Raw genomic sequence first — 19,901 nt, forward strand, 5'->3', positions numbered from 1 at the left:
AATGAAAAAAGCATATTTATATATCATCTTGCTGGCAGTCTGCTCGCTGGGCGCCTGTAAAAAAGACCTGGAGAACAGGTTTTATAACCAGGACAAAATCACCGGAAATGGGGTGGATGTTGTGCCTGGGTTATTTACGGCAATGGTCACCAACAACAAGATCTTTGTACAGGATTATGGAGAATGGTTTTATTTGCTCAACGATGGATTGGGAATCACCGGTTACGCACAACTCGCGCAACGTTATATTTCCTATCGCTATGCCTGGTTTTCGGGGTACAATGATTTGACGAGTGGCAACGGGTTCAACGACTTTGCCATTTCCGGACAATCTTATTTCCAGAACAGCTATACGAAGCTGAAAAATTATGAAATCATTCTTGATACGGTGGCCCTCCGTACGGGACAGTACAAGGCCGATGGAGATTTGTATGTGAAGCTGGCTACTTTTATCAAGGATTATCAATGCGCCAAACTGGTTGATTTTTTCAATTCCATTCCTTTTTCTGATGCCTTTCAGGGAGCAAAAGGAGGAGCGCAATACCTCTTCCCAAAGTATGATGATCCTAAAACGGTTTATCAGTCAATTATCAAAGAGTTAGGCACGCTGATCGATGAATTACCGGGTACATATGCGAATATGTCTATTCAGGCAAAGAGTGCCTTCAATCAGCAGGATCTGGCATTTGCGGGAGATATCAACAAATGGATCAGTTTCATCAATTTTACCCGCCTCAAAATGCTGGTGCGGATTGCCGGAGTGGAGCAGGCTTATGCCAAACCGTTGATACAGGATGCTTTGTCGAAACCCTTGCCTGCAACAGATCTTACCTGGCAGCTCTGGTTTGCTGTGGATGTTTACAGCGGAGGAACCTGGCAGCGTGGGTTGTTCGAAAACAACTATGCTTCCTTTATCCCGAACATCATCATGAAGCGGATGAACTACGGTGACTCTACCTACAACGAAGGCATTGATGATCCCCGTTTACCGGTACTGGCAATGCCTACCAGGTATATGGATTACCGTGGCGTGTCGTCGAATATAGAAGCGCAGGATGCTTTGTATAACAGCGGACAGAAATATTATCCATTTGCAGATAATGTGGTAGCTACTTTTGCACAAACTACCAAATCGACCTACAACAACGCTACGTTCCACCGCAATGCGAATATGCCGGTGTATATGACTACCCTTGCGGAACTGGATCTGCTCCTAGCTGAAATATCTCTCAAGGGCCTGGGTAACACCGGAAAAGCGCCGGAGCAACATATGAAAGATGCGGTGATTCACTCCGTTAACTTTTGGTACTGGGTCAACCAGTTGAGCACCTATGCTAAAACCCAGCTTACACAGGCGCAGGCGGCCCTGGTATATCCTGCAAAGCCTGGTGCAGGAGTGATCAGCGCCTGGGGCGACAAGATAGCCGCGAATTTCGTAGCAGCGCCAACGCTTGATGATAAGATGGAGATACTGATGCAGCAGAAATATATTCACCTGAACCTGCTGCAACCATACGAGCTATGGGCGGAGTTACGCAGGACGCGTCATCCCAAGCTGGAGCCGTTTACATGGCATAGTTCAGTGTGGAAGCCGATGCCGGAAAGAGTGCACTATCCTACCGCAGAGCTAACCGGCAACCCGGATAATTTTGCGAAAGTGGCGGCTGACAATAATGCTACTACCCCTATTTTCTGGGTACCTGCAGATGCAAGAGCAAAGAATCCTTATTGGGATAATTACAATTACCAGTAAAAGAATTACGAAACAGAGCGAAGACTTTAGCGATTGATAATACCTGGAGTGAACCCAAAAGGTTAGACGTTTTTTAAAAATAAAGAGATTAAGTTAAATGGCCTGAGTTCGGTAATTTACAGGGCTCAGGCCATTTAATTTTAGTTTGATTCTATCGTTATTGTAGTAGCCAATATATTCTTCAATCTGCTGTTTTAAGACTGTAATAGAGTCAAATTTTTCAAGATAGAACAACTCTGTTTTTAGGACACTAAAGAAACTCTCCATAGCAGCATTGTCCAAACAATTACCTTTTCCAGACATGCTCTGCTCGATATTGCAGTCAATCAGCATCTTTTGATATTGTTTCATCTGGTATTGCCATCCCTGATCAGAGTGTAATATCAGTTTACTATCGGTAGGCAGCCTGGGGAGGGCATTTTGAAGCATATCAATGATTGGCTGAAAGGTGGAGCGTTCCGATAGACTATAACTCACTATTTCCCCATTGTACAGATCCATTATAGGAGAAAGATAGAGCTTTTGATCTCCTACCACAAACATGGTTACATCTGTAACCCATTTTTGGCAGGGCTTCTCTGCTTTAAAATCCCTCTTTAGCAGATTGGGCGCGATTCTGCCCTGCTGCCCTTTATAAGATCTGTATTTTTTTACCCTGACCAGGCTTTTCAAATTACAGGCCCTCATCATTTTCAGTACTGTCTTGTGATTAATTTCCCTGCCTGATCGCCTCAATGCTGCTGTTATGCGTCTGTAGCCATATCTACCTTTATGCTGATGATAAAGCGCTGTTATTGCTCCTTTTAATATGGCATGTTTATCAGGTACTGACACTTGTTTGAGATAGTAATAATAAGTACTTCGAGCCATCCCTGCCACCTTCAGCAGTAACTCCAATGAATAATGCGGCCTTAATTCTCTGATGGCTCTTGCCGCTTGTTTTGATCCTGAGCGGCTTTCTCTTCCTGAATTAAGGCATCCAACTTTTTTAGGTAGGCATTCTCCGCCCGCAAATACAACAGCTCTGCCTCTAAAGCCGCTAGTTTGGCCTGTGTTGGATCTGTTACTGGTTTTTTACTCTTTTTCGATTTTTTTGTCATCGTCGAACTTTTTCGGCCTCTTGTCTCTTTTAACAACCCGGCAGCTCCCTCTCGTTCATACTTTTTAAGCCATCGACCAACTATATTATCCTGGGTAATACCAAAAATCATGGCTGTTTGCATTAAAGATAACCCCTTTTCAAACATATACTGGAGCACCTGGAATTTAAATGTTCCTGTATAATTACCTGGGCGCTGCTGTAATCCTGCTTGTCCATGAAGCTTATAAAGATTGACCCAACGGTGAATTGTGGTATCGGTGCCTCCGATCTTGCGGGCAGCTGAGCTAAATGTGTCATGACCTGACAGTACGGACTTAACTGCTATTTGCTTTTGCGCTAAACTGTATTTGATTCGCTTATCCATAAAAATGCCCCCATAAAGTGTCTAACTTTTTGGGGGCACTTCAACCATTATCTGCTAAAGTCTTCGCTCTGTTTCGTAATTCCTAATTCGTAATTCTTTTAATTCTGAAATACGGGCATCGCCGGGAAATACCAACCATTATACGTCAGCGTTTCTTTCAGCGTTGCTGTGGGAGCATCGTAAAGGAGTACCCGGTTTACGTCGCCGGAAAAGGCGCCGTTGATGGTAGTGACAACCAGTTCATTCCTGTCTTTGTTATACGCTGCGCCGGCGCCGTAGAAGTACTGGCCGGAGGGCAGGGTAATGTACGGAGAAGAAAGAGAAGCAGGATTACCTATTACGTAGCGATAAAGCTGCGTACCTCCTGCGAAACCATTGTTACGCACAATGTAAATGGCATTTTCCTGGGTGGAGGCAGTAATGCATGCATGACGCCAGGCTCCCCAGGGAGAGGATACTGTGAACGGCAGTTTAATGGCTGTACGGGCCAATGAAACCGGATCTATGCGGATCAGGGAGTCGGCAGTGGTGGCGTAAATACCTCCGTCTTTACCCGCAGCAAAAGCAAGGTAGGCGGCGCCGAAATTTTTAGCAACCGCATAGTTACTGCTGTTTAGGGCTACGATACCGTCTGTGGCGGAGAGCACGAATACGTAACTTCCGGCAAGGATCATATCGCCGGTATAACCGTTAACTCCATTGACTTTTGAGCCTACTGTCAGGGAAGGCAGGGATACCGGGTATACGCCGTCGCTGGCGCTAAGCAGGCCTCTGCTGGCATCCACTCCAATGAAGGCATGACCATCGTTGCCCGGCAGTGTGCTGATACGGCCGGTTTCTACCAGGCTACCGGCATCCGTTACTACCATTGGGCCACCAGCTTTTATTACGATATACAGTTTGCCATTGAATACCGTAGCATATTGCAGTGTGTTGGATGGCCCGCCCAGGGTGCCCCCCGGGTTGGCCTGGGAATAAACGTTGTACACCAGGCTATCGCCGCTATAGGAATAGAAGTGAAGGTCGCCGGTACCATGACCGAACCAGCCTTCATTGGCAATGAAGAAGCCATTGGCATAGGTGCCACTGACAAGCGCAGTACTGGCATTAACGGCACTTAGGCTGCTTTTTTCTTTCAGGCTGGCAGGTTGCACCAGGTCCTGTTTCTGACAGGAAGCTACAAACAGCGCTACGGCTGCAAATAGGGAAAAAACTAGGTTTTTTTTCATATACTATTATTTGGGTTAAAAAAACAGGCCTGTTATTCCCGGCCAGGCAGCGGCATAAGGAAAGAGTCAGTATACCAGGGATGGCCCGGCATATCACGCCCAGGGGTAAATGATTGAAATAAAACAGAATATAATGCCGACAGGCTTACATTCTCCGCCTTTCACCCGAAAGCACTGAATGATAATTACAGCTGGCAGGTCTTCTGGCTCTCCTGCTTTTCCGGGAACCTTCCCATCCGCCGGAGGCGGACAGTGGTATGGAGTATATCCGGAAAAACAATTGCAGGATTACAGCTACGGGGATAGCTCCGGTTTTGCACCGGATTCCCTTTTAATCCACCCGGAGGTGGAACCAATTGTGGGTGCAAACGTACGCCAAGTATTATTAAAATCCAAAATGCTATATTTCTGCTAACAATAGGGGCAGCAGGTTAAAATATCAACGGGATTTTATACATTCGGGTCAATTTATCACCTTTATGCGTTATTGGGGCCTAATTCTCCTTCTTTTTTGTACCGCTTGCCGGCGGGATGGGTCTGATGCCCAGGCGCTCAGATGTAATGCGGAAATTGGCATTGCAAACTTTGATCAGGTGAAAAAATCTCTTACTTATGAAAATGTGAGAAGCATTTTTAAACAGGAGGGAGAACTCTTCAGCGACAATGGTGTAACAAAGATCTACAAGTGGTACTATGTATGCAGCGGTTTGAAGAGATATGTGCAATGCCAGTTTCAGAACGGCCAGGTAACCCTGGTTGCCATGACGCTTACGCGAGACATTTGTGCTTATAACCTGTCGGTGAACTACCCGAAAGTGCAGCACGGAATGACCTATGCCCAGGTGAAACATGTATTTGGCGCCGATGGCGATAACTTCCGTAACGACTATCAATACCGGCCCGGCGGACATGATACCCGATACTACCGCTGGTATAACTGCGATGCACCTGCGAAATATGCCGAGGTATGGTTTTCTGCTGATACGGTGGTACTTACCAGGAAATTGCTCTGATATCCGTCAGGGTTTCATTTGCCATGATTTTGTTTTAGTAAATGCTCTTAATCCCTGATGGGATAAAGTTGTTCCAAAGCCGGAATGCTTTCTGCCACTCCAAGGAACACCCGCAGAAACGCGATCGCAACAATTCCAATAACCGGTTCCGGAATTAATCGCTGCCAGGATCTTTTGTGCCCTGTCGCCATCGCTGGAGTATACAGATGCAGTGAGGCCGTATTCCGTATCATTCATCAGTTTAATAGCTTCCCCATCGTTTTGTACTTTCATGATGCCGATGACAGGGCCAAAGCTTTCTTCCCGCATTATTTTCATGTTGTTATCCACATCGGTCAGGATAGTGGGTTCAAAATAGTTTCCTTCGTGTTTGATGCGTTTTCCGCCCAGCAACAGTGTTGCGCCCTTTGCCCTGGCCTCATTCACATGTAGCTCCAGCACTGCGAGCTGGTCGGCCCGGGTAATTGCACCGAAGTATACGCCTTCGTCTGTAGGGAAACCCAGTTTCCACGACCTGACTGTTTTTACAAAAGCATCTATATACGCATCATACACTTTTTCATGTACATAAATCCGTTCTACAGCGCAGCAACTCTGGCCATTGTTATAAAAGGCGCCATCGGCGGTGGCGGCAGCTACAGCAGCAATATCCGTGATATCGTCTGCCACGTACAGCGGATCTTTACCACCCAGTTCCAGCTGGCAGGGAACCATTTTTGACGCCACCTTTTCGTAGATGTGTTTACCTGTTTTGTAAGAGCCGGTAAAGAAATAACCATCGTAATCCTGTGTCAGCAGATATTCACCTACCGCTTTATCCCCCACGGCTACTTTGAATGCAAGTTCATTCACGCCCGCCTGATACAGCAGTTTTTCTATCTCAAAACCTGTGAGAATAGCGTATTCCGAAGGTTTGTACATCACAGCATTACCCGCCAGCAATGCCGGTACAAAAACATTTACGCCAACCAGATAAGGATAATTCCAGGCAGAGATGTTGCAGATGATACCGAGCGGTTCATATGATATTTTTTCACGGAGTGCAGGCGTATCCGTTACCCATTCGTCCGACAGATACCTGAGGGCGTTATCTGTCATCCATTGTACACGTGCACAGGCGCCTTTGATCTCATTGCGCGACTGTTGCATAGGTTTTCCGACTTCCTTGGTCAACAGGCCTGCAAGTCTTTCGGTATGCCGTTCCAGGAGCATGTTGAATCGCTCCAGCTTTTTTATTCTCTCTTCAAGTGGTACAGCGGACCATTGTGCCCGGCCATACCTGAGAAGATGCATTTTATCGATGAGTATTGGAGAAGTATCTTCCCGCAGATAGCTGAGCACAGCTCCGGTAGATGGATTAATCATTTTCATTTGTGATAATTTCTAACAGCCTGAATAAATTGTTTTTTGATAGCGGAAGACAGGGGATTACTTTCTTTTTCCGGCATTCTTTCGGGATGCCACTGCACGCCTATCATAAAGCCTTTCCCTGTTTTATCCCTGAACTCTATTCCTTCAATGATAGCATCGCCGGTGGCCGAAGTGGCGCTGATCATCAGGTTATGCCCCAGGTGTTCCGGATCAATACCCTGATGATGTGCGCTGTTGACCTGTCCGTTTTCAACGCCTGTGATAGCGTATAGCAGGGAATCTTTCCGGATGTTCACATCGTGTATCTTATCGGCCTTGTCTTTTTTGTGGATAAGATTCGCTGTTGCGCCAATATCTTCATACACCTTACCACCTTCCAGGATATTAATATATTGCAGGCCACGGCAAATACCCAATACAGGTATCTGTTGTTCCTGGGCGTATTCATATATCCTTTTTTCGAAAGCATCGCGTTCGGGTAAAAATCTTTCTGGTTTGTACGGGTATTGTTCTGCACCTCCATACAGTGATGGCAATACATCTATGCCTCCGGTCAATACAAACCCATCGCAGGTATAGATATCCTGCTCATTACGCTCAACAAAAGAAAGCGTAACAATTTCCACATCTTCTCCCAAATCTTCCGGTTGAAACCAATGTGGATAATTATGGAAGTTCGTTTCCGTAAAACTGATACCTATCCGTTTCTTCATCACTAAAATGCATTTTGGTATAATTGCCTGAAATCATTTCTGCTCACGGGTTTAGGGTTATTAGGATGAGCAAAGTCGGCAATGGCAAGGTCGGCGAGCGTTTCAATATGTTCTTGTTTAACACCGATATCCCGCAGGTGATGTGGAATATTCACCCTGCTGTTCAGGTCGAACAGGTATTTTACCACTGCCTCTCCGGTTTCTTCCTTCAGCTCCAGTGTTCTGGCGATACGCCGGAATTTATCTTCAAATCCTGCGATATTGAATTGCATACCATAAGGAATGTTCACCGCATTGGCGAGGCCATGATGTGTATCCAGTAAGGACGACAGGGGATGAGCCAGGGAATGTACCACTCCCAGTCCTTTCTGAAAAGCGATAGCGCCCATCATGGAAGCCATGAGCATATTGCTTCTGCTTTCCATGTCGGGGTTGTTCACCGCTTTATCGAGGGAGAGGTGGATGAGCCGCATACCTTCGAGGGCAATGCCATCGCAGAGTGGATGATAATTTTTCGCGAGGAATGCTTCCATGTTGTGCGTAAGTGCATCCATGCCGGTGGCGGCGGTGACAGCGGGGGGCAGTTCCATTGTGAGCGCAGGATCTGCAAATACGATCCGGGCCATCAGTTTCGGCGAAAACAGGATCTTCTTCTGATGTGTTTCATCGTCGGCAATGATAGCACTGCGGCCTACTTCGCTGCCGGTGCCGGCAGTAGTAGGTATAGTGATAAAGGGAGGCACATCGTTGGTGACATATATATCGCCGCCGATCAGGTCGTCGTATTTGAAAAGATCTTCCCGGTGATGTACACGCAGCGCGATCGCCCTCGCCACATCCAGTGCTGCGCCACCACCAACGCCGATGATACAGTCCCGTTGTGTTTGATCCCAATGTTCCGTGCCTTTATACACATCGCTCTTCACCGGATTTTTATGAATATCGCTGAATACTTCAGCTGCAATATGATGTGCCTGCAAATCGGCAATAATAGCTTTGAAAAAAGACAATCCGGCTACGACAGGATCGGTCACCACCAGTGGTTTTGATAATCCGTTTTTCTGCAACCAGGCGGGCAGTTCCCGAACGACGCCTGCGCCGAAGCGGATAGTAGTAGGAAAATTGAACTGAGCGGTCATAATGCTGAAGCTTAGATGATTTCAAAATATCTTTTAAGTTCCCAGTCGGTAACGGCTTTGGCATATTGTCGCCATTCCCATTCCCTCGTGAGTGTAAAATGTTCCACAAACTGCTCGCCGAACAATTCTTTTGCCAGCGCTGAATGTTTCATCTGCTGCGTGGCAATATGAAGGTTCTGTGGTAATACACCATTTGAAGTGTCGAGGTACCCATTACCCGTGGTAATTTTTTTCTCAAGAGGCATTTTATTTTTCACGCCGTATAATCCTGCAGCCAAACAGGCGGCCAGTGCGAGGTAAGGATTGGTGTCGGAGCCAACTACCCTGGTTTCGAGGCGGGAAGCCTTTGCAGAGCCGGGTAGCGCCCGTAATGCCACGGTGCGGTTATCGATACCCCAGGTAAGCGTAGTGGGCGCCCAGGCGCCTTCCACGAGGCGTTTATAACTGTTGATGGTAGGAGCCAGCATGGGCAGTATATGTGGCAGGCAATACAGTTGTCCGGCTATATAGCTTTTCATGATGCCGCTCATTTTGTGAGGATCTTTTTCATCGTGAAAAAGATTATGCTGACGGTCGGGTTCCCACAGGCTCTGGTGAACATGCCCGCTGCATCCCGGAAGGTTTTCATTGATCTTGGCCATGAATGTAGCCATGATACCGTGCTGGTAGGCGATTTCTTTCACCGCTGTTTTGAATAATACTGCCTGATCCGCTGCTTCAAGTGCAGCTGCGTAGCGGATGGCCGCTTCGTACACACCGGGCCCTGTTTCCGTATGCAGCCCTTCCATGGGAATGTCGAATTTTACGAGCAACTCAAACAGGCGGCTCATGTATTCGTTTTTCAAAGTGCTGCGCAGAATGGAGTAGCCAAACATACCTGGACTGAGTGGCGTGAGATCACGGAAATGTTTCTGGTTGGCGGTATCGGGAGTTTCCGTGAAATTGAACCATTCAAACTCCTGCGAGAAGTAAGGGAAAAAGCCCTGCTGCCCGGCATGCGCTATTACTTTTCGCAGTAGCTGCCGGGGGCATGTATATACAGGAGCATCATCCGGGGTTACCAATTCTCCCAAAAAAAAGGGCAGATCGTTCTCCCAGGGAATCCGCCGGAAAGTGTTAAGATCTATTTTCACAAGTGCATCCGGGTATCCCGTATGCCATCCGGTGTATTTCACGTTATCATACACCACATCTCCCATATCCCAGCCGAAAGTAACGTCGCAGAAACCGAGTTTGCTTTCAGTAACAGAGATGAATTTATCTGCAGATATATACTTGCCTCTCAATACGCCATCGATATCCGATATAGCGATCTTTACTTTACCGGAAGGATGCTGCTTTACATATGCTAATACTTCTGAAGTGGTCATGTGTGCGCAGGTTTAAAGAGTTTGTAGAACAGGAACGTAATAGCGAGGAGGGAAAAATAGATCAGACCAAGTGTTACATTGAAAATAAACATGGCAATGATAGAGACGGTGGAAATGAGCAGGGCTATCAATGGCAGGAAAGGATAGCAGGCTACCCTGAAAGGCCGTGCCAGTGTAGGCTCCTTGTTCCTGAGGATGATGATAGACACCATGGATATGATATACAATGTAAGCGCGCCGAATACAGAAACAATAATGATCTCGGCAGTTTTACCGGATATCAGGGCCAGTATACCGATTAGCATATTACCGATCAATGCATTGGCGGGGGTATGGAAGCGGGAGGAAATTTTCCCGAGGAAAGGGGGCAGGTTATGTACCCGGCCCATTTCGTATGTAGAGCGTCCGGCAGCGAGGATAAGGCCGTGAAAAGAAGCCACGAGCCCGAATAAACCGACGGTGATGAGCAGATGGTACATCAGGTGGTTGCTGCCTGTAATCTGTGCCAGCGCCAGCGGGAGCGGGGAGTCGGACGTTTCGCCATGGCTACCGTTCCTATACACGATCGCCTCCCAGCCGGCGATACCGGTAGCGGAAATAAATATCAGCACACATAACAACGCCAGTGTTAGTATGGCCCAGCCGAAGCCTCTGCTGATATCCCGTTGTGGATTCTTTGTTTCTTCTGCTACATTGGCAATACCTTCGATACCCAGGAAAAACCAGATGGCAAAAGGAATCGCTGCAAAACTGCCACTCCATCCGTTGGGCAATGCGTTATGGGTGAGATTGGTGAGTTGAAATTTAGGTAGGGAGATGCCGGCAAACAACAGCAGTTCGCCTACCGCGAATACGGTGATAATTACTTCAAATGATGCAGCAGCTTTTACACCATAGACGTTCAGGGCGGTAAAGATAAAATAGATAGCGATAGCGCTGCTGAGGATGGGAACCTGTGGAAAGAAGGCATTGAAATAAGCGCCGATGGCGAATGCAATGGCTGGTGGCGCCAGAATAAATTCTATAACCTGGGCAATGCCGGCAATGAAGCCGATATCTTTTCCCAATGCCCTGTTGGCATAGTCAAATACTCCTCCTGCTTTAGGGATTGCACAAGCCAGTTCTGCGTAACTGAAGGAAAACGTTATATACATCACCATGATAACGAGGGTAGCCAATGCCATGCCCCAGGTGCCCCCTTTTTCGAGGCCAAGATTCCAGCCAAAATACATACCTGAAATAACGTAACCTACTCCAAGTCCCCACAGCATAAAGGGTGTTAATGTTTTCTTTAAACCCTTATTTTGCGTCATGTTGAAAGATCTGTGTTGGATGTATCCCTAATATAACATAAAAACGGGATATTATTTTTATTCCTTCGCGGAGCGTACATACATGGCCGTTACTTCCCTTATCCACCGGGCGGGTTTCTTTTCGCCGGGTACGATAATCCGGAAAGGGCCTTTACCGGCGGGCAGGGGCTTACCATCGGCCTGATCGGCCAGGATGATGATCCGGCTGGCAAATACCGTATCCAGTTCGGGGAGGGCAAACACCACCTGGTAGCCATCGCTGGCTTTTACCAACAGGTACTTTGATAAATTTTTGCCCCTCAGCTGCGGGCCCAGCGGAACACCTGCCCGTGCCAGGATATCGGCAACGGGTACGCCGGAATAGCGATAGGTTTTGCCATCGTGGTCGGTAGCGGATACGTCTGTTCTTTTCATGCTACTGAGATCAGCTGCGCTGAGTTTCAATGGCTGCGTGACGTCTCCTTCAACGGTAAACGATTGGCCGTTTGCCAGCGAAATAGCGAAAATGAAGCTGATGAATAATGCCGGAAATTTGTACGTCATGATGGATAGGATTAGTAATATAACGCTTGCAAACCGGGTGTTCTGTGTGTATGGTCGGATCAGGATACAATGATAACATTAAATTAAAGAAAATCAATGCCCGGGTCACTGAGAAAATATCGCATATTTCGCGAATTGATGCTTAAATTACACCGAATAAACCGATGCTTAGATGAAACCTGGAAAAAATCACCCCTCTGCCATCACTATCTTCGGCGCCAAAGGGGATCTGACTAAAAGAAAGCTCATTCCGGCACTTTACAACCTGTATATTGATAACCAGCTGCCGCCTGTATTCACCATTCAGTGTGTGGATTTCCTGGCAGAAGATGAAGCCGCATTCAAGGCAGATCTGCTGGAAGGCATCAATGAATTCAGCCGGAACGGGAAGGCCAATGAAACAGAATGGAATGAATTTGCCGGGCACATCGGCTACCTGCAGGGTGATTTCCTGAAAACGGAAACATATGATGCACTCGGAAAAAAACTGAATGCATTCGACAAGGAGAATAAAAAAGAGTGTGTACGTATTTTCTATTTTGCAGTAGCGCCACGTTTTATTGAGATCATTGCAGACGCATTATATAAGCATACCATTTGCGGCCGGGAAGGGCTGGACCGCATTGTGGTAGAGAAACCTTTTGGTACGGACCTCGACAGTGCCAAAAAACTCAACCGGTTTTTAACGAAGCGATTTGCGGAGCGCCAGATCTATCGTATTGATCATTACCTGGGAAAAGAGGCCGTGCAGAATATCATGGCATTCCGTTTTGCCAATTATGTATTTGAGCCAATATGGAACCGTCAGTATATTGATCATATCCAGATTAGTGTTGCGGAAGAAGTAGGAGTGGGTAAGCGTGGCGGATACTACGATGGCAGTGGCGCGCTGCGCGATATGGTGCAGAACCATCTGCTGCAGCTGTTGTGTATCATCGCGATGGAGCGGCCGAAATTTTATGAATCGGAACTGATACGCGATGCGAAGGTGAAAGTGCTCAAGCATATACGTCAGTATACACCGAAGGAAGTATTCAAAAATGTGATTCGCGGGCAATATACCGCCGGCAATGTGCATGGTACGCCCCGTGTGGCTTACCGCAAAGAAGAGCATGTACAATCTGCCTCCAGTACAGAAACCTTTGTAGCTGCCCGGTTATTCATCGATAACGAGCGGTGGAAAGGCGTTCCTTTCTTCCTGCGTACGGGCAAATCCATGCCGGTACAATCGTCCGTAATTACAATACAATTCAAAGACTCACCGCATAAGATCTTCAAAGACGATCTGAGCCCGAACCGACTCGTTATCAGTATACAGCCGGAACTGGAGATCAGTTTGCTGTTCGAAAGTAAAGTGCCTGGTCTGAAGATGAAACTGAAGCCTGTGGAAATGGACTTCACTTACCAGGAATCTTATACAGAAACAATCCCTGAGGCATATGAAGCTTTATTGCTTGATGTGCTGGATGGTAACCCTACGCTGTTTATGCGTGCGGATCAGGTAGAGAATGCATGGAAAGCAGTGATGCCTATCCTCGATACCTGGCAGAAATACCCTGCCAAAGAACTTCACCTCTATAAGGCCGGTACCTGGGGCCCTTCAGCTGCTACTGAACTGTTGAAGCCCTATGCAAGGGATTGGTTCAGACTTTCTGCGAGAGAAGAGAGTTTGAAGTAAAGAATTAAGAATATAGAAAGAAGAATGAAGAATGCCAGCGGAGATAGTAAACGCGAATATCAATTTCGCTATTATCTCCGCTGGCATTCTTCATTCTTCTTTCTATATTCTTAATTCTATGGTGTGTAAGTCACCTTGCTTCCATACAGTATACTCGAAACTCCGGAGAAGTAAACGTGGCTATCTGTACTGGTGAGGTTGTACCAGAGGTAAACGCCATAGCCATTGTTTTTGGTTTGAGTGGCTAGCGAATTAGCGGTACTCTGACTGGTAGCCGTTATATCAACAGCAGCCGGGCCAAGGTTACTCTTGGGCAGCCCGGGTACGTTAGGTACAGAATAGGTGCCATAGTAAGCGTTCCAGCTGTAATTCACGAGGCCTCCGACAGTTTTACCGCCGTAGGAGAGATTTGAAGTAGCCGGACCGATATAATAGAAGGAAATAATCTTAGTAGGCATCAGTTTCCTAAGTTCATCCACGAGCATAACGAAGGAGCTGTCGTTGGGTTGTGGCGTGTTGTTAGTGCCATAGTCTGCATACTCATCATCAAAATCAATTCCGTCTAATCCATAAGTGGTAACAGCGTCGCTCAACTGTTGTGCAAAAGCGTGGGCGGCAGCTCTGCTGGTGAAATTACTGATACCTGCTCCCTGGTGGTTGCCGAGGATAGACAGCAGTACTTTCATGCCTTTATTTTGTAATGGTACGATCTGAGTGGCCTTATTGGTCAGCACATTGGTGACTTGTGAGTTGTTGGAAAGATAAGCCTGCTGCGTGGTGGTATTGTAATTGATGTTGCCAGCAAAGATGATAGCAATATCAAAGAGCTGCTGGCCACCGGTAGTAAGCGTGTATTTGCCGGTGTTGAGGAGGCTGTTGCTGTTTACCTCCACGTAGCAGACAGAGATGCCGCCGGTTTTGGTAACCGTTTGGGCCCCTGCGGGCGTAACTTCTGTGGGTTTACCTCCATTTAGCGGGTTGAGTTTTGTGGCGTTGTCCTTATTACAGGCAACAAAGAAAAACGTTACCCCTGTGGCCAGTAGCCACAGGCGATGTAATTGTTTTTTCATGGTGAAATGTTTAATTGAATGGGTAAATCGGGTTCAGTTTTTGGTTGAATTGGGTCCGGGCTAATGTATCTAAATAACAGATTGCTGTATAAATGCTCAGGCTAACATGAAATTGTTAAAATCCCGGCAACCGGCTACAGAGGCCGGTCACCGGGGTTATATGATTTTATTGACGGGTATCCCACCAAACGGGGGTATTACCCAAATCTACTTGTGGGTTCAGCAGTTTGATTGCATCGTTAACAGTTTGCGGTGTAGTGCTGTACTCATTTAACGGGAATGGTAATCTCCTTACACCCAAAGTGGTACTGATCTGTTGGGAACCGCTGTTGTTATTAACAACAGTGAACATTTTCGGGTAACCGGTTCTACGGAATTCAGTCCAGGCTTCCTGACCTTCCGGGAACATGGCGATCCATTTCTGGGTGGAAATGCGCTCCTGTTTCTCAGCAGGGCTGGCGCCTTCATCCCATTTGATCTTAATGCTGCTTGGGCTGTTGGCGTTATTAGCACTGTTTTTTGGATCCGTATATCCATCCGGTACACTGGTAGCGTCGGTGATATAATTAGGCGCACTTACGTTCCATTGTACCATAGAAGTATTGATTCCCTGTTCGTATAGCTGTTGAGCGCTGCCCCCGGCATTATTCCAGCCTATCATGGCTGCTTCTGCCCGCAGGAAGTATACTTCAGCGGCCGTCATTACCTGCACGGGTGTGGTGAAGCTGAATGCCGGAGATGATCCATCGTTTACATTCAGGGAAGAATAGGTTTTGTATTTGTCTTTATCTACGATACTGCCGATGCGGATTCCCTGGTATTTGGCAGGGAAGGTGCCGTCGGTTGATTTATCCATATAGCGGGTGATCCTGGGATCTTTATAACCGGAGAGGTAACATTGGATAGATGCACCGATACGGATATCAGCCCAGTTAACAGCAATAGCTACCAGCGGGTTTTTGAATGCACCGAGTACCTTCACATTCATGTTATCGGCATTATCAGTGATCAGACCTCCGTTGGCCGGGTCCATGGCTTTTTCTGCTTCAGATTTCGCGAGGGCTGCAGCTGACGACACAAACCTGATGTGCATGGCCAGGCGCAGGCGGAGTGAATTGGCAAAGCGTAACCATTGAGTGAAGTTACCGCCATATACCACATCAAATCCGGAGAAGTCGAACGGCAGCGGTTTCCCACCCTGGATCTGGGCACGCAGGGTTTGTGTGGCAGCATCCAGTTGCTGGAAGAATTGTTTATATACATCTTCCTGGCTGTCGTACGGAACATTAACCAAACCCTGACCTACTTTGCTATAAGGAATAGGCCCGTAAATGTCGGTTACCCGGCTCATTGCAGCTACCTGTACCACCTGTGCTACGGCCCAAACCTGCGGATAGGTTTTGTCGATGCCGCTTTTCTGCATGGTAACCATGCCTGCCATTATATTGAGATAACCTACTTTGAATGCTTCTCCATTCCAGCCAGTAACCAGCCCGTAGTTGGAGTTATTGGAAGCACTGAAGGGATTAGGTGTCATGAAATAACCGGAAAAGATATCCGCATTCAGGTTTTGTTGAACCTGGTAGGAGTTAGGGTCGCCACCGCCGGAAAAGTTAAGGATAGACATTTCCGCAGTTTTGAGGAATAACCCCACAGAATTGAAGTCAGGCCCCAGCTGTCCGTTCGACACACCAGTGTTATCGGTGTTGTAGCTTTCAAAGTTCTTGGTACAGGCACTCATCCCGGTAAGTAGACCAAAGGCAGCTGCCACTATTCCTAATCTGTAACCTGTTGATTTATTATGACGTTGCATTGTTTTCGTTTTTTCGTAAGAGAATTAGAAAGTAGCATTCAGGGTTAAACCATAACTGCGCGCAGCGGGTAACATGAATGCATCAATTCCACCCAGACCATTGGCGGTAGACATTGTTTGCTCAGGGTCGAACGGTGCTTTCTTTGAGAAGTAGATCAGGTTGCGGCCCGAAAAAGTTGCCCTCAATGCTTTAACTACCTGGCTTTTTAGCGGAATATTGTAACCAAGGGAAAGTTCTCTCAGACGTACAGTAGTAGCGCTATACATGTACTGAGCGGAGGCGCCGGTTCTGCCGCCTACTACTTCGTACCATTTTCTTGCATCCGCTGTAGTTACCGCATTACCATTTTCATCTACCCCATTTACTTTCACACCACCTGCATCCCTGGCCTGGCCGCTGGCAGCAGAAACGCCATAAGCATCCATCATGGATTGGGTAATAGACATGGCCTGTCCACCGAATTTTCCATCGATCAGGAAAGAGAGATTGAAATTATCAAACGAAAGATTATTGTTCCATCCTAATTGCCATTTGGTATTGGCATTGCCGAGGTAGGTCATCTGTCCGCTTTCCAGCAGTGGTGCACCGTCTTTGAACATTACTCTGCCCTGGGCATCATGTTTTAAATCAAAGCCATAAATATCACCAAATGAGCCTCCCACTTTGAATTGTGACGCATAGTTAGCACCGGTGCCGTTACCTGTAAGGCTAAAGAATGATACCTGTGGCGACAGAGAAATGATCCTGTTATCATTCACTGCATAATTCAAACCAGTAGTCCATTTTAGTTTACTGTCCCTCAGCACGTCGTAACGAATCATCGCTTCTACCCCCTGGTTCTGAATATTTCCTGCGTTGATGAAATAGCTGTCGTACAGTGCTGCCCATGATGCCATGATCTGCATCGTTTGGTTGATGGTGTTGGTTTTATAGTAGGTAAGATCAACACTCAGCCTGCTGTCGAAGAAACGCCATTCTGTACCTAATTCCAGTGATTTGGTTTTTTCAGGTTTTAAAGTACGGAACGGTGCTATAGCATTCCTTTTTATGGCGCCGTTTGTACCCAGGTAGTTGTCTGGTGCAAGGCTTTGATAGGCCAGCGGGGAATTTCCCACTTCCGCGTATGATCCTCTTACCTTAGCAAATGTAATGGCAGAAGGCATTTTGAGCAGCTGCGTCAGTATCACGTTCAAACCAACAGATGGATAGAAATAAGAGAGCTGATTGGTGAATGCCAGGTTGGAAGACCAGTCGTTACGCCCGGTCAGATCCAGGTAAAGCCAATCTTTATAGGAGATATTCACACTCCCGAAAACAGACTGTGTTTGGGCGTGCTTTTCCTGTGTAGAACCAGAGGCGGAGGCATTCAGCGATTTGAAGTTCTGAAGCGTGAAGATGTTTGGCAAATACAGTCCGTCTTGTCCGGAAACCAGATAAATACCTTTTGTTTTTGCATCATTGATACTGGTACCAACAAGACCGGTGAAGCGGAAATCCTTTGCCGGTATATTGAAATTGACTGTCAGGTCGCCGTATTGTTGTGTAGTAGTATTGTTAGTGTTATTATAACCACCGTTAGGAGATGCTAACGTAGACTGTGTACCAGCATAGATCTTCTGATCATAAATGTCGTTCATACGATCAATGCTTCCTCTTGCCAGTACGTTCAGCCATTTGGTCAGATCGTATTTAAGGCTGGCATTAGCGAGTATTCTGTTTCTGGAAAGAGAGTTGGTATTGCGGTTGATAATCCACCAGGGATTTTGTTGTACATCGTCCAGGAATGGCCAGTTCTGCACCATCAGGAAGTTCCTGGATGGATCAGGTACTTCAAATTGATTCTTGTAAGGAGTGATATCCAGACCACGGGGGAAGAGATATAATCCAGTCAGTGGATTGAAATAGAACCCAGCCATTGGCGTGTTGTCAATTTTCTGCGTCATATAGTTCACATCCGCGGAGGCAGTGAGTTTATCATTCAGAAAATGGCCGGTTTCCTTGAAACTCAGGTTATGACGTCCCAGTTTATTTCCCGGCTCAAGCCCTCTTGCAGAGGTATTGGCATATGAAAAATAAGTCTGCGCTTTTTCGTTACCAGCAGAAAGGCTGACAGCATTAGTAAAATTCGTACCATTCTGGAAGAATTTGGAGAGGTTGTCAGTACCACCGGCGCCATTGATTTTATTGCCCCAGCTTCTGCTCTTGGTATCATCTGACTGGCCGTAATTACTCTGAAAAGAGGGTTTGTATGCCGCCTGACTTAAAGTAAAGCCAGAAGATAAGTTAACGGTTGTGTTACCCGCTTTACCACTTTTGGTGGTAACGATGATCACGCCGTTTGCCCCCTGGCTACCGTATAAAGCTGCTGCAGAAGCTCCTTTCAGCACAGAAATACTTTCGATGTCTTCCGGGTTCAGGTTGGAGATCGGGTCGCCTCCATCGTAAGAGTTACTACCTCCGAAGATGCTCCCGGGTTGGTTGGTAATAGCGTTATTCATGGGAACTCCGTCAATTACATACAGGGCCTGGTTGCTACCGGCGCCGGACTTGCTACCACGAAGTATTACTTTAGCAGAACCACCTACACCGGAGCTGCTGGAGGAAATCGTTAACCCTGCCACCTTACCGTTCAATGAATTGATCAGGTTTGGATCTTTGGCTTTAGTCAGTTCCAGGCCATCCAGTTGCTGAGTAGAGTAAGTAATAGATTTCTCACTACGCTTCACACCGAGTGCGGTTACTACTACCGGCCCCAGTTGAGCATCCTGTGTAGCAAGGGTGATGTGGAGGTTCGTGTCACTACCGATTGTAATGCTTTTGGTTTCATAGCCGATGAAGCTGATGATGAGTATTTCGCCGGGATTGGCGGTGATACTGAATCCGCCGTTGGCATTGGTAACCGCACCCCGGGTAGTTCCCTTCACCTGGATGGAAACGCCGATGAGTGGCTGACCGTTGGCATCGGTCACCTTTCCCTGAATGGGAGCGGCCTGCGCTGCTGCTGGCGTGGTTTCCGTCTTTGGGCTGATGACGATCGTTTTATCAACGATGTTGTAGGCAAAGAGTTTATTATTCAGGCAGGCATTCAATACCTCCGCAAGGGAAGCCTGATTCATGTTCAGGTTTACCGGTGGCGCCTTTGCCAGGAGTTTTTCGTCATAGACGAATTCATAGCCGGTTTGCCTGCTGATGCTGCTGAATACATCGTACAGAGGCAGGTGTTTTCCCCTGATCGTGACAGATTGGGAAAACGATTTAGCGCTTAGGTTAAGAGTAAAGACAAGTGTCAGCAATCCAGTTAATTTCATAATTAACAGCATTTTTCTGCGCATACGCCCCCGGTTACCGGGGACTTTGCAGGTACCAAGTAGTTCCATACTTTTGTGTTGTTGGCTTAATAATTCAATTTTCTAAACGATTCAGGGAATT

General features: G+C 46.9%; 15 protein-coding genes and 1 riboswitch. Of the genes, 3 read left to right on the forward strand and 12 right to left on the reverse strand.

Annotation, left to right across the window (positions count from 1 at the left end; translation table 11 throughout):
- The first annotated feature begins 1 nt into the window (after position 1).
- Positions 2–1,753, forward strand: coding sequence for a SusD/RagB family nutrient-binding outer membrane lipoprotein (locus UNH61_RS03560; RefSeq protein WP_326990738.1), 1,752 nt, complete (start codon positions 2–4; stop codon positions 1,751–1,753).
- 93 nt (positions 1,754–1,846) lie between these two features.
- On the opposite strand, the gene UNH61_RS03565 is transcribed toward UNH61_RS03560, so the two are convergent.
- The 3 genes from UNH61_RS03565 to UNH61_RS03575 all read right to left on the reverse strand — a co-directional run bounded on the left by UNH61_RS03565 (position 1,847) and on the right by UNH61_RS03575 (position 4,448).
- Positions 1,847–2,650 (reverse strand): IS3 family transposase, encoded by an 804-nt coding sequence (locus UNH61_RS03565; protein ID WP_326990739.1) that lies wholly within the window; start codon positions 2,648–2,650, stop codon positions 1,847–1,849.
- Positions 2,651–2,664: 14 nt separating this feature from the next.
- Positions 2,665–3,219 carry a helix-turn-helix domain-containing protein gene (locus UNH61_RS03570; RefSeq protein ID WP_326990557.1) on the reverse strand — a complete coding sequence of 185 codons (555 nt, stop codon included), beginning with the start codon at positions 3,217–3,219 and terminating at the stop codon, positions 2,665–2,667.
- Positions 3,220–3,317: 98 nt separating this feature from the next.
- The gene (locus tag UNH61_RS03575) at positions 3,318–4,448 is read right to left on the reverse strand and encodes a DUF5074 domain-containing protein (protein ID WP_326990740.1); all 1,131 of its coding nucleotides are present in this window, start codon (positions 4,446–4,448) and stop codon (positions 3,318–3,320) included.
- 175 nt (positions 4,449–4,623) lie between these two features.
- A riboswitch (cobalamin riboswitch) is annotated at positions 4,624–4,820 on the reverse strand.
- A 221-nt stretch (positions 4,821–5,041) separates the two neighbouring features.
- Here UNH61_RS03575 and UNH61_RS03580 point away from each other — a divergent pair.
- The gene (locus UNH61_RS03580) at positions 5,042–5,461 is read left to right on the forward strand and encodes a hypothetical protein (RefSeq protein WP_326990741.1); all 420 of its coding nucleotides are present in this window, start codon (positions 5,042–5,044) and stop codon (positions 5,459–5,461) included.
- Between the two features lie 6 nt (positions 5,462–5,467).
- On the opposite strand, the gene UNH61_RS03585 is transcribed toward UNH61_RS03580, so the two are convergent.
- The 6 genes from UNH61_RS03585 to UNH61_RS03610 are packed head-to-tail and all read right to left on the reverse strand — an operon-like array spanning position 5,468 to position 11,910.
- A complete protein-coding gene (locus UNH61_RS03585) occupies positions 5,468–6,832 on the reverse strand; it encodes an aldehyde dehydrogenase family protein (RefSeq protein ID WP_326990742.1) in 1,365 nt (454 codons plus the stop codon).
- Positions 6,829–7,545 (reverse strand): gamma-glutamyl-gamma-aminobutyrate hydrolase family protein, encoded by a 717-nt coding sequence (locus UNH61_RS03590; RefSeq protein ID WP_326990743.1) that lies wholly within the window; start codon positions 7,543–7,545, stop codon positions 6,829–6,831. The genes UNH61_RS03585 and UNH61_RS03590 overlap by 4 nt, the downstream gene beginning before the upstream one ends.
- A gap of 2 nt (positions 7,546–7,547) precedes the next feature.
- Positions 7,548–8,684 carry an iron-containing alcohol dehydrogenase gene (locus UNH61_RS03595; RefSeq protein WP_326990744.1) on the reverse strand — a complete coding sequence of 379 codons (1,137 nt, stop codon included), beginning with the start codon at positions 8,682–8,684 and terminating at the stop codon, positions 7,548–7,550.
- Between the two features lie 11 nt (positions 8,685–8,695).
- Entirely contained in the window at positions 8,696–10,054 is a 1,359-nt protein-coding gene (locus tag UNH61_RS03600; protein ID WP_326990745.1) for a glutamine synthetase family protein, read from the reverse strand.
- Positions 10,051–11,367, reverse strand: a complete 1,317-nt coding sequence (gene eat / locus UNH61_RS03605) for an ethanolamine permease (RefSeq protein ID WP_326990746.1) — start codon at positions 11,365–11,367, stop codon at positions 10,051–10,053. The genes UNH61_RS03600 and eat overlap by 4 nt, the downstream gene beginning before the upstream one ends.
- A 57-nt stretch (positions 11,368–11,424) precedes the next feature.
- Entirely contained in the window at positions 11,425–11,910 is a 486-nt protein-coding gene (locus UNH61_RS03610) for a molybdopterin-dependent oxidoreductase (protein WP_326990747.1), read from the reverse strand.
- Positions 11,911–12,082: 172 nt separating this feature from the next.
- Here UNH61_RS03610 and zwf point away from each other — a divergent pair, with 172 nt between their 5' ends.
- Positions 12,083–13,588 (forward strand): glucose-6-phosphate dehydrogenase, encoded by a 1,506-nt coding sequence (gene zwf / locus UNH61_RS03615; protein WP_326990748.1) that lies wholly within the window; start codon positions 12,083–12,085, stop codon positions 13,586–13,588.
- Between the two features lie 116 nt (positions 13,589–13,704).
- Here zwf and UNH61_RS03620 read toward each other — a convergent pair whose 3' ends face one another.
- From UNH61_RS03620 to UNH61_RS03630, 3 genes are all read right to left on the reverse strand, one after another.
- Complete coding sequence (locus tag UNH61_RS03620; RefSeq protein ID WP_326990749.1) at positions 13,705–14,658, reverse strand: endo-beta-N-acetylglucosaminidase H; 954 nt, start codon at positions 14,656–14,658, stop codon at positions 13,705–13,707.
- 166 nt (positions 14,659–14,824) lie between these two features.
- On the reverse strand, positions 14,825–16,471 hold the full coding sequence (locus tag UNH61_RS03625) for a SusD/RagB family nutrient-binding outer membrane lipoprotein (protein WP_326990750.1): 1,647 nt from the start codon (positions 16,469–16,471) through the stop codon (positions 14,825–14,827).
- 24 nt (positions 16,472–16,495) lie between these two features.
- Complete coding sequence (locus UNH61_RS03630) at positions 16,496–19,780, reverse strand: SusC/RagA family TonB-linked outer membrane protein (protein ID WP_326990751.1); 3,285 nt, start codon at positions 19,778–19,780, stop codon at positions 16,496–16,498.
- Between the last annotated feature and the right edge of the window lie 121 nt (positions 19,781–19,901).

It is taken from the genome of Chitinophaga sp. 180180018-3 (genome assembly GCF_037893185.1).
GTDB lineage: Bacteria > Bacteroidota > Bacteroidia > Chitinophagales > Chitinophagaceae > Chitinophaga.

Bases quoted from the DNA above. Each gene is read 5' to 3' on its own strand.
- UNH61_RS03625 (WP_326990750.1), bottom strand. From the start codon at position 16,471: ATGCAACGTCATAATAAATCAACAGGTTACAGATTAGGAATAGTGGCA.
- UNH61_RS03610 (WP_326990747.1), bottom strand. From the start codon at position 11,910: ATGACGTACAAATTTCCGGCATTATTCATCAGCTTCATTTTCGCTATT.
- UNH61_RS03630 (WP_326990751.1), bottom strand. From the start codon at position 19,780: ATGAAATTAACTGGATTGCTGACACTTGTCTTTACTCTTAACCTAAGC.
- UNH61_RS03560 (WP_326990738.1), top strand. From the start codon at position 2: ATGAAAAAAGCATATTTATATATCATCTTGCTGGCAGTCTGCTCGCTG.
- eat (WP_326990746.1), bottom strand. From the start codon at position 11,367: ATGACGCAAAATAAGGGTTTAAAGAAAACATTAACACCCTTTATGCTG.
- UNH61_RS03595 (WP_326990744.1), bottom strand. From the start codon at position 8,684: ATGACCGCTCAGTTCAATTTTCCTACTACTATCCGCTTCGGCGCAGGC.
- UNH61_RS03570 (WP_326990557.1), bottom strand. From the start codon at position 3,219: ATGGATAAGCGAATCAAATACAGTTTAGCGCAAAAGCAAATAGCAGTT.
- UNH61_RS03590 (WP_326990743.1), bottom strand. From the start codon at position 7,545: ATGAAGAAACGGATAGGTATCAGTTTTACGGAAACGAACTTCCATAAT.
- zwf (WP_326990748.1), top strand. From the start codon at position 12,083: ATGAAACCTGGAAAAAATCACCCCTCTGCCATCACTATCTTCGGCGCC.
- UNH61_RS03620 (WP_326990749.1), bottom strand. From the start codon at position 14,658: ATGAAAAAACAATTACATCGCCTGTGGCTACTGGCCACAGGGGTAACG.
- UNH61_RS03585 (WP_326990742.1), bottom strand. From the start codon at position 6,832: ATGAAAATGATTAATCCATCTACCGGAGCTGTGCTCAGCTATCTGCGG.
- UNH61_RS03575 (WP_326990740.1), bottom strand. From the start codon at position 4,448: ATGAAAAAAAACCTAGTTTTTTCCCTATTTGCAGCCGTAGCGCTGTTT.
- UNH61_RS03600 (WP_326990745.1), bottom strand. From the start codon at position 10,054: ATGACCACTTCAGAAGTATTAGCATATGTAAAGCAGCATCCTTCCGGT.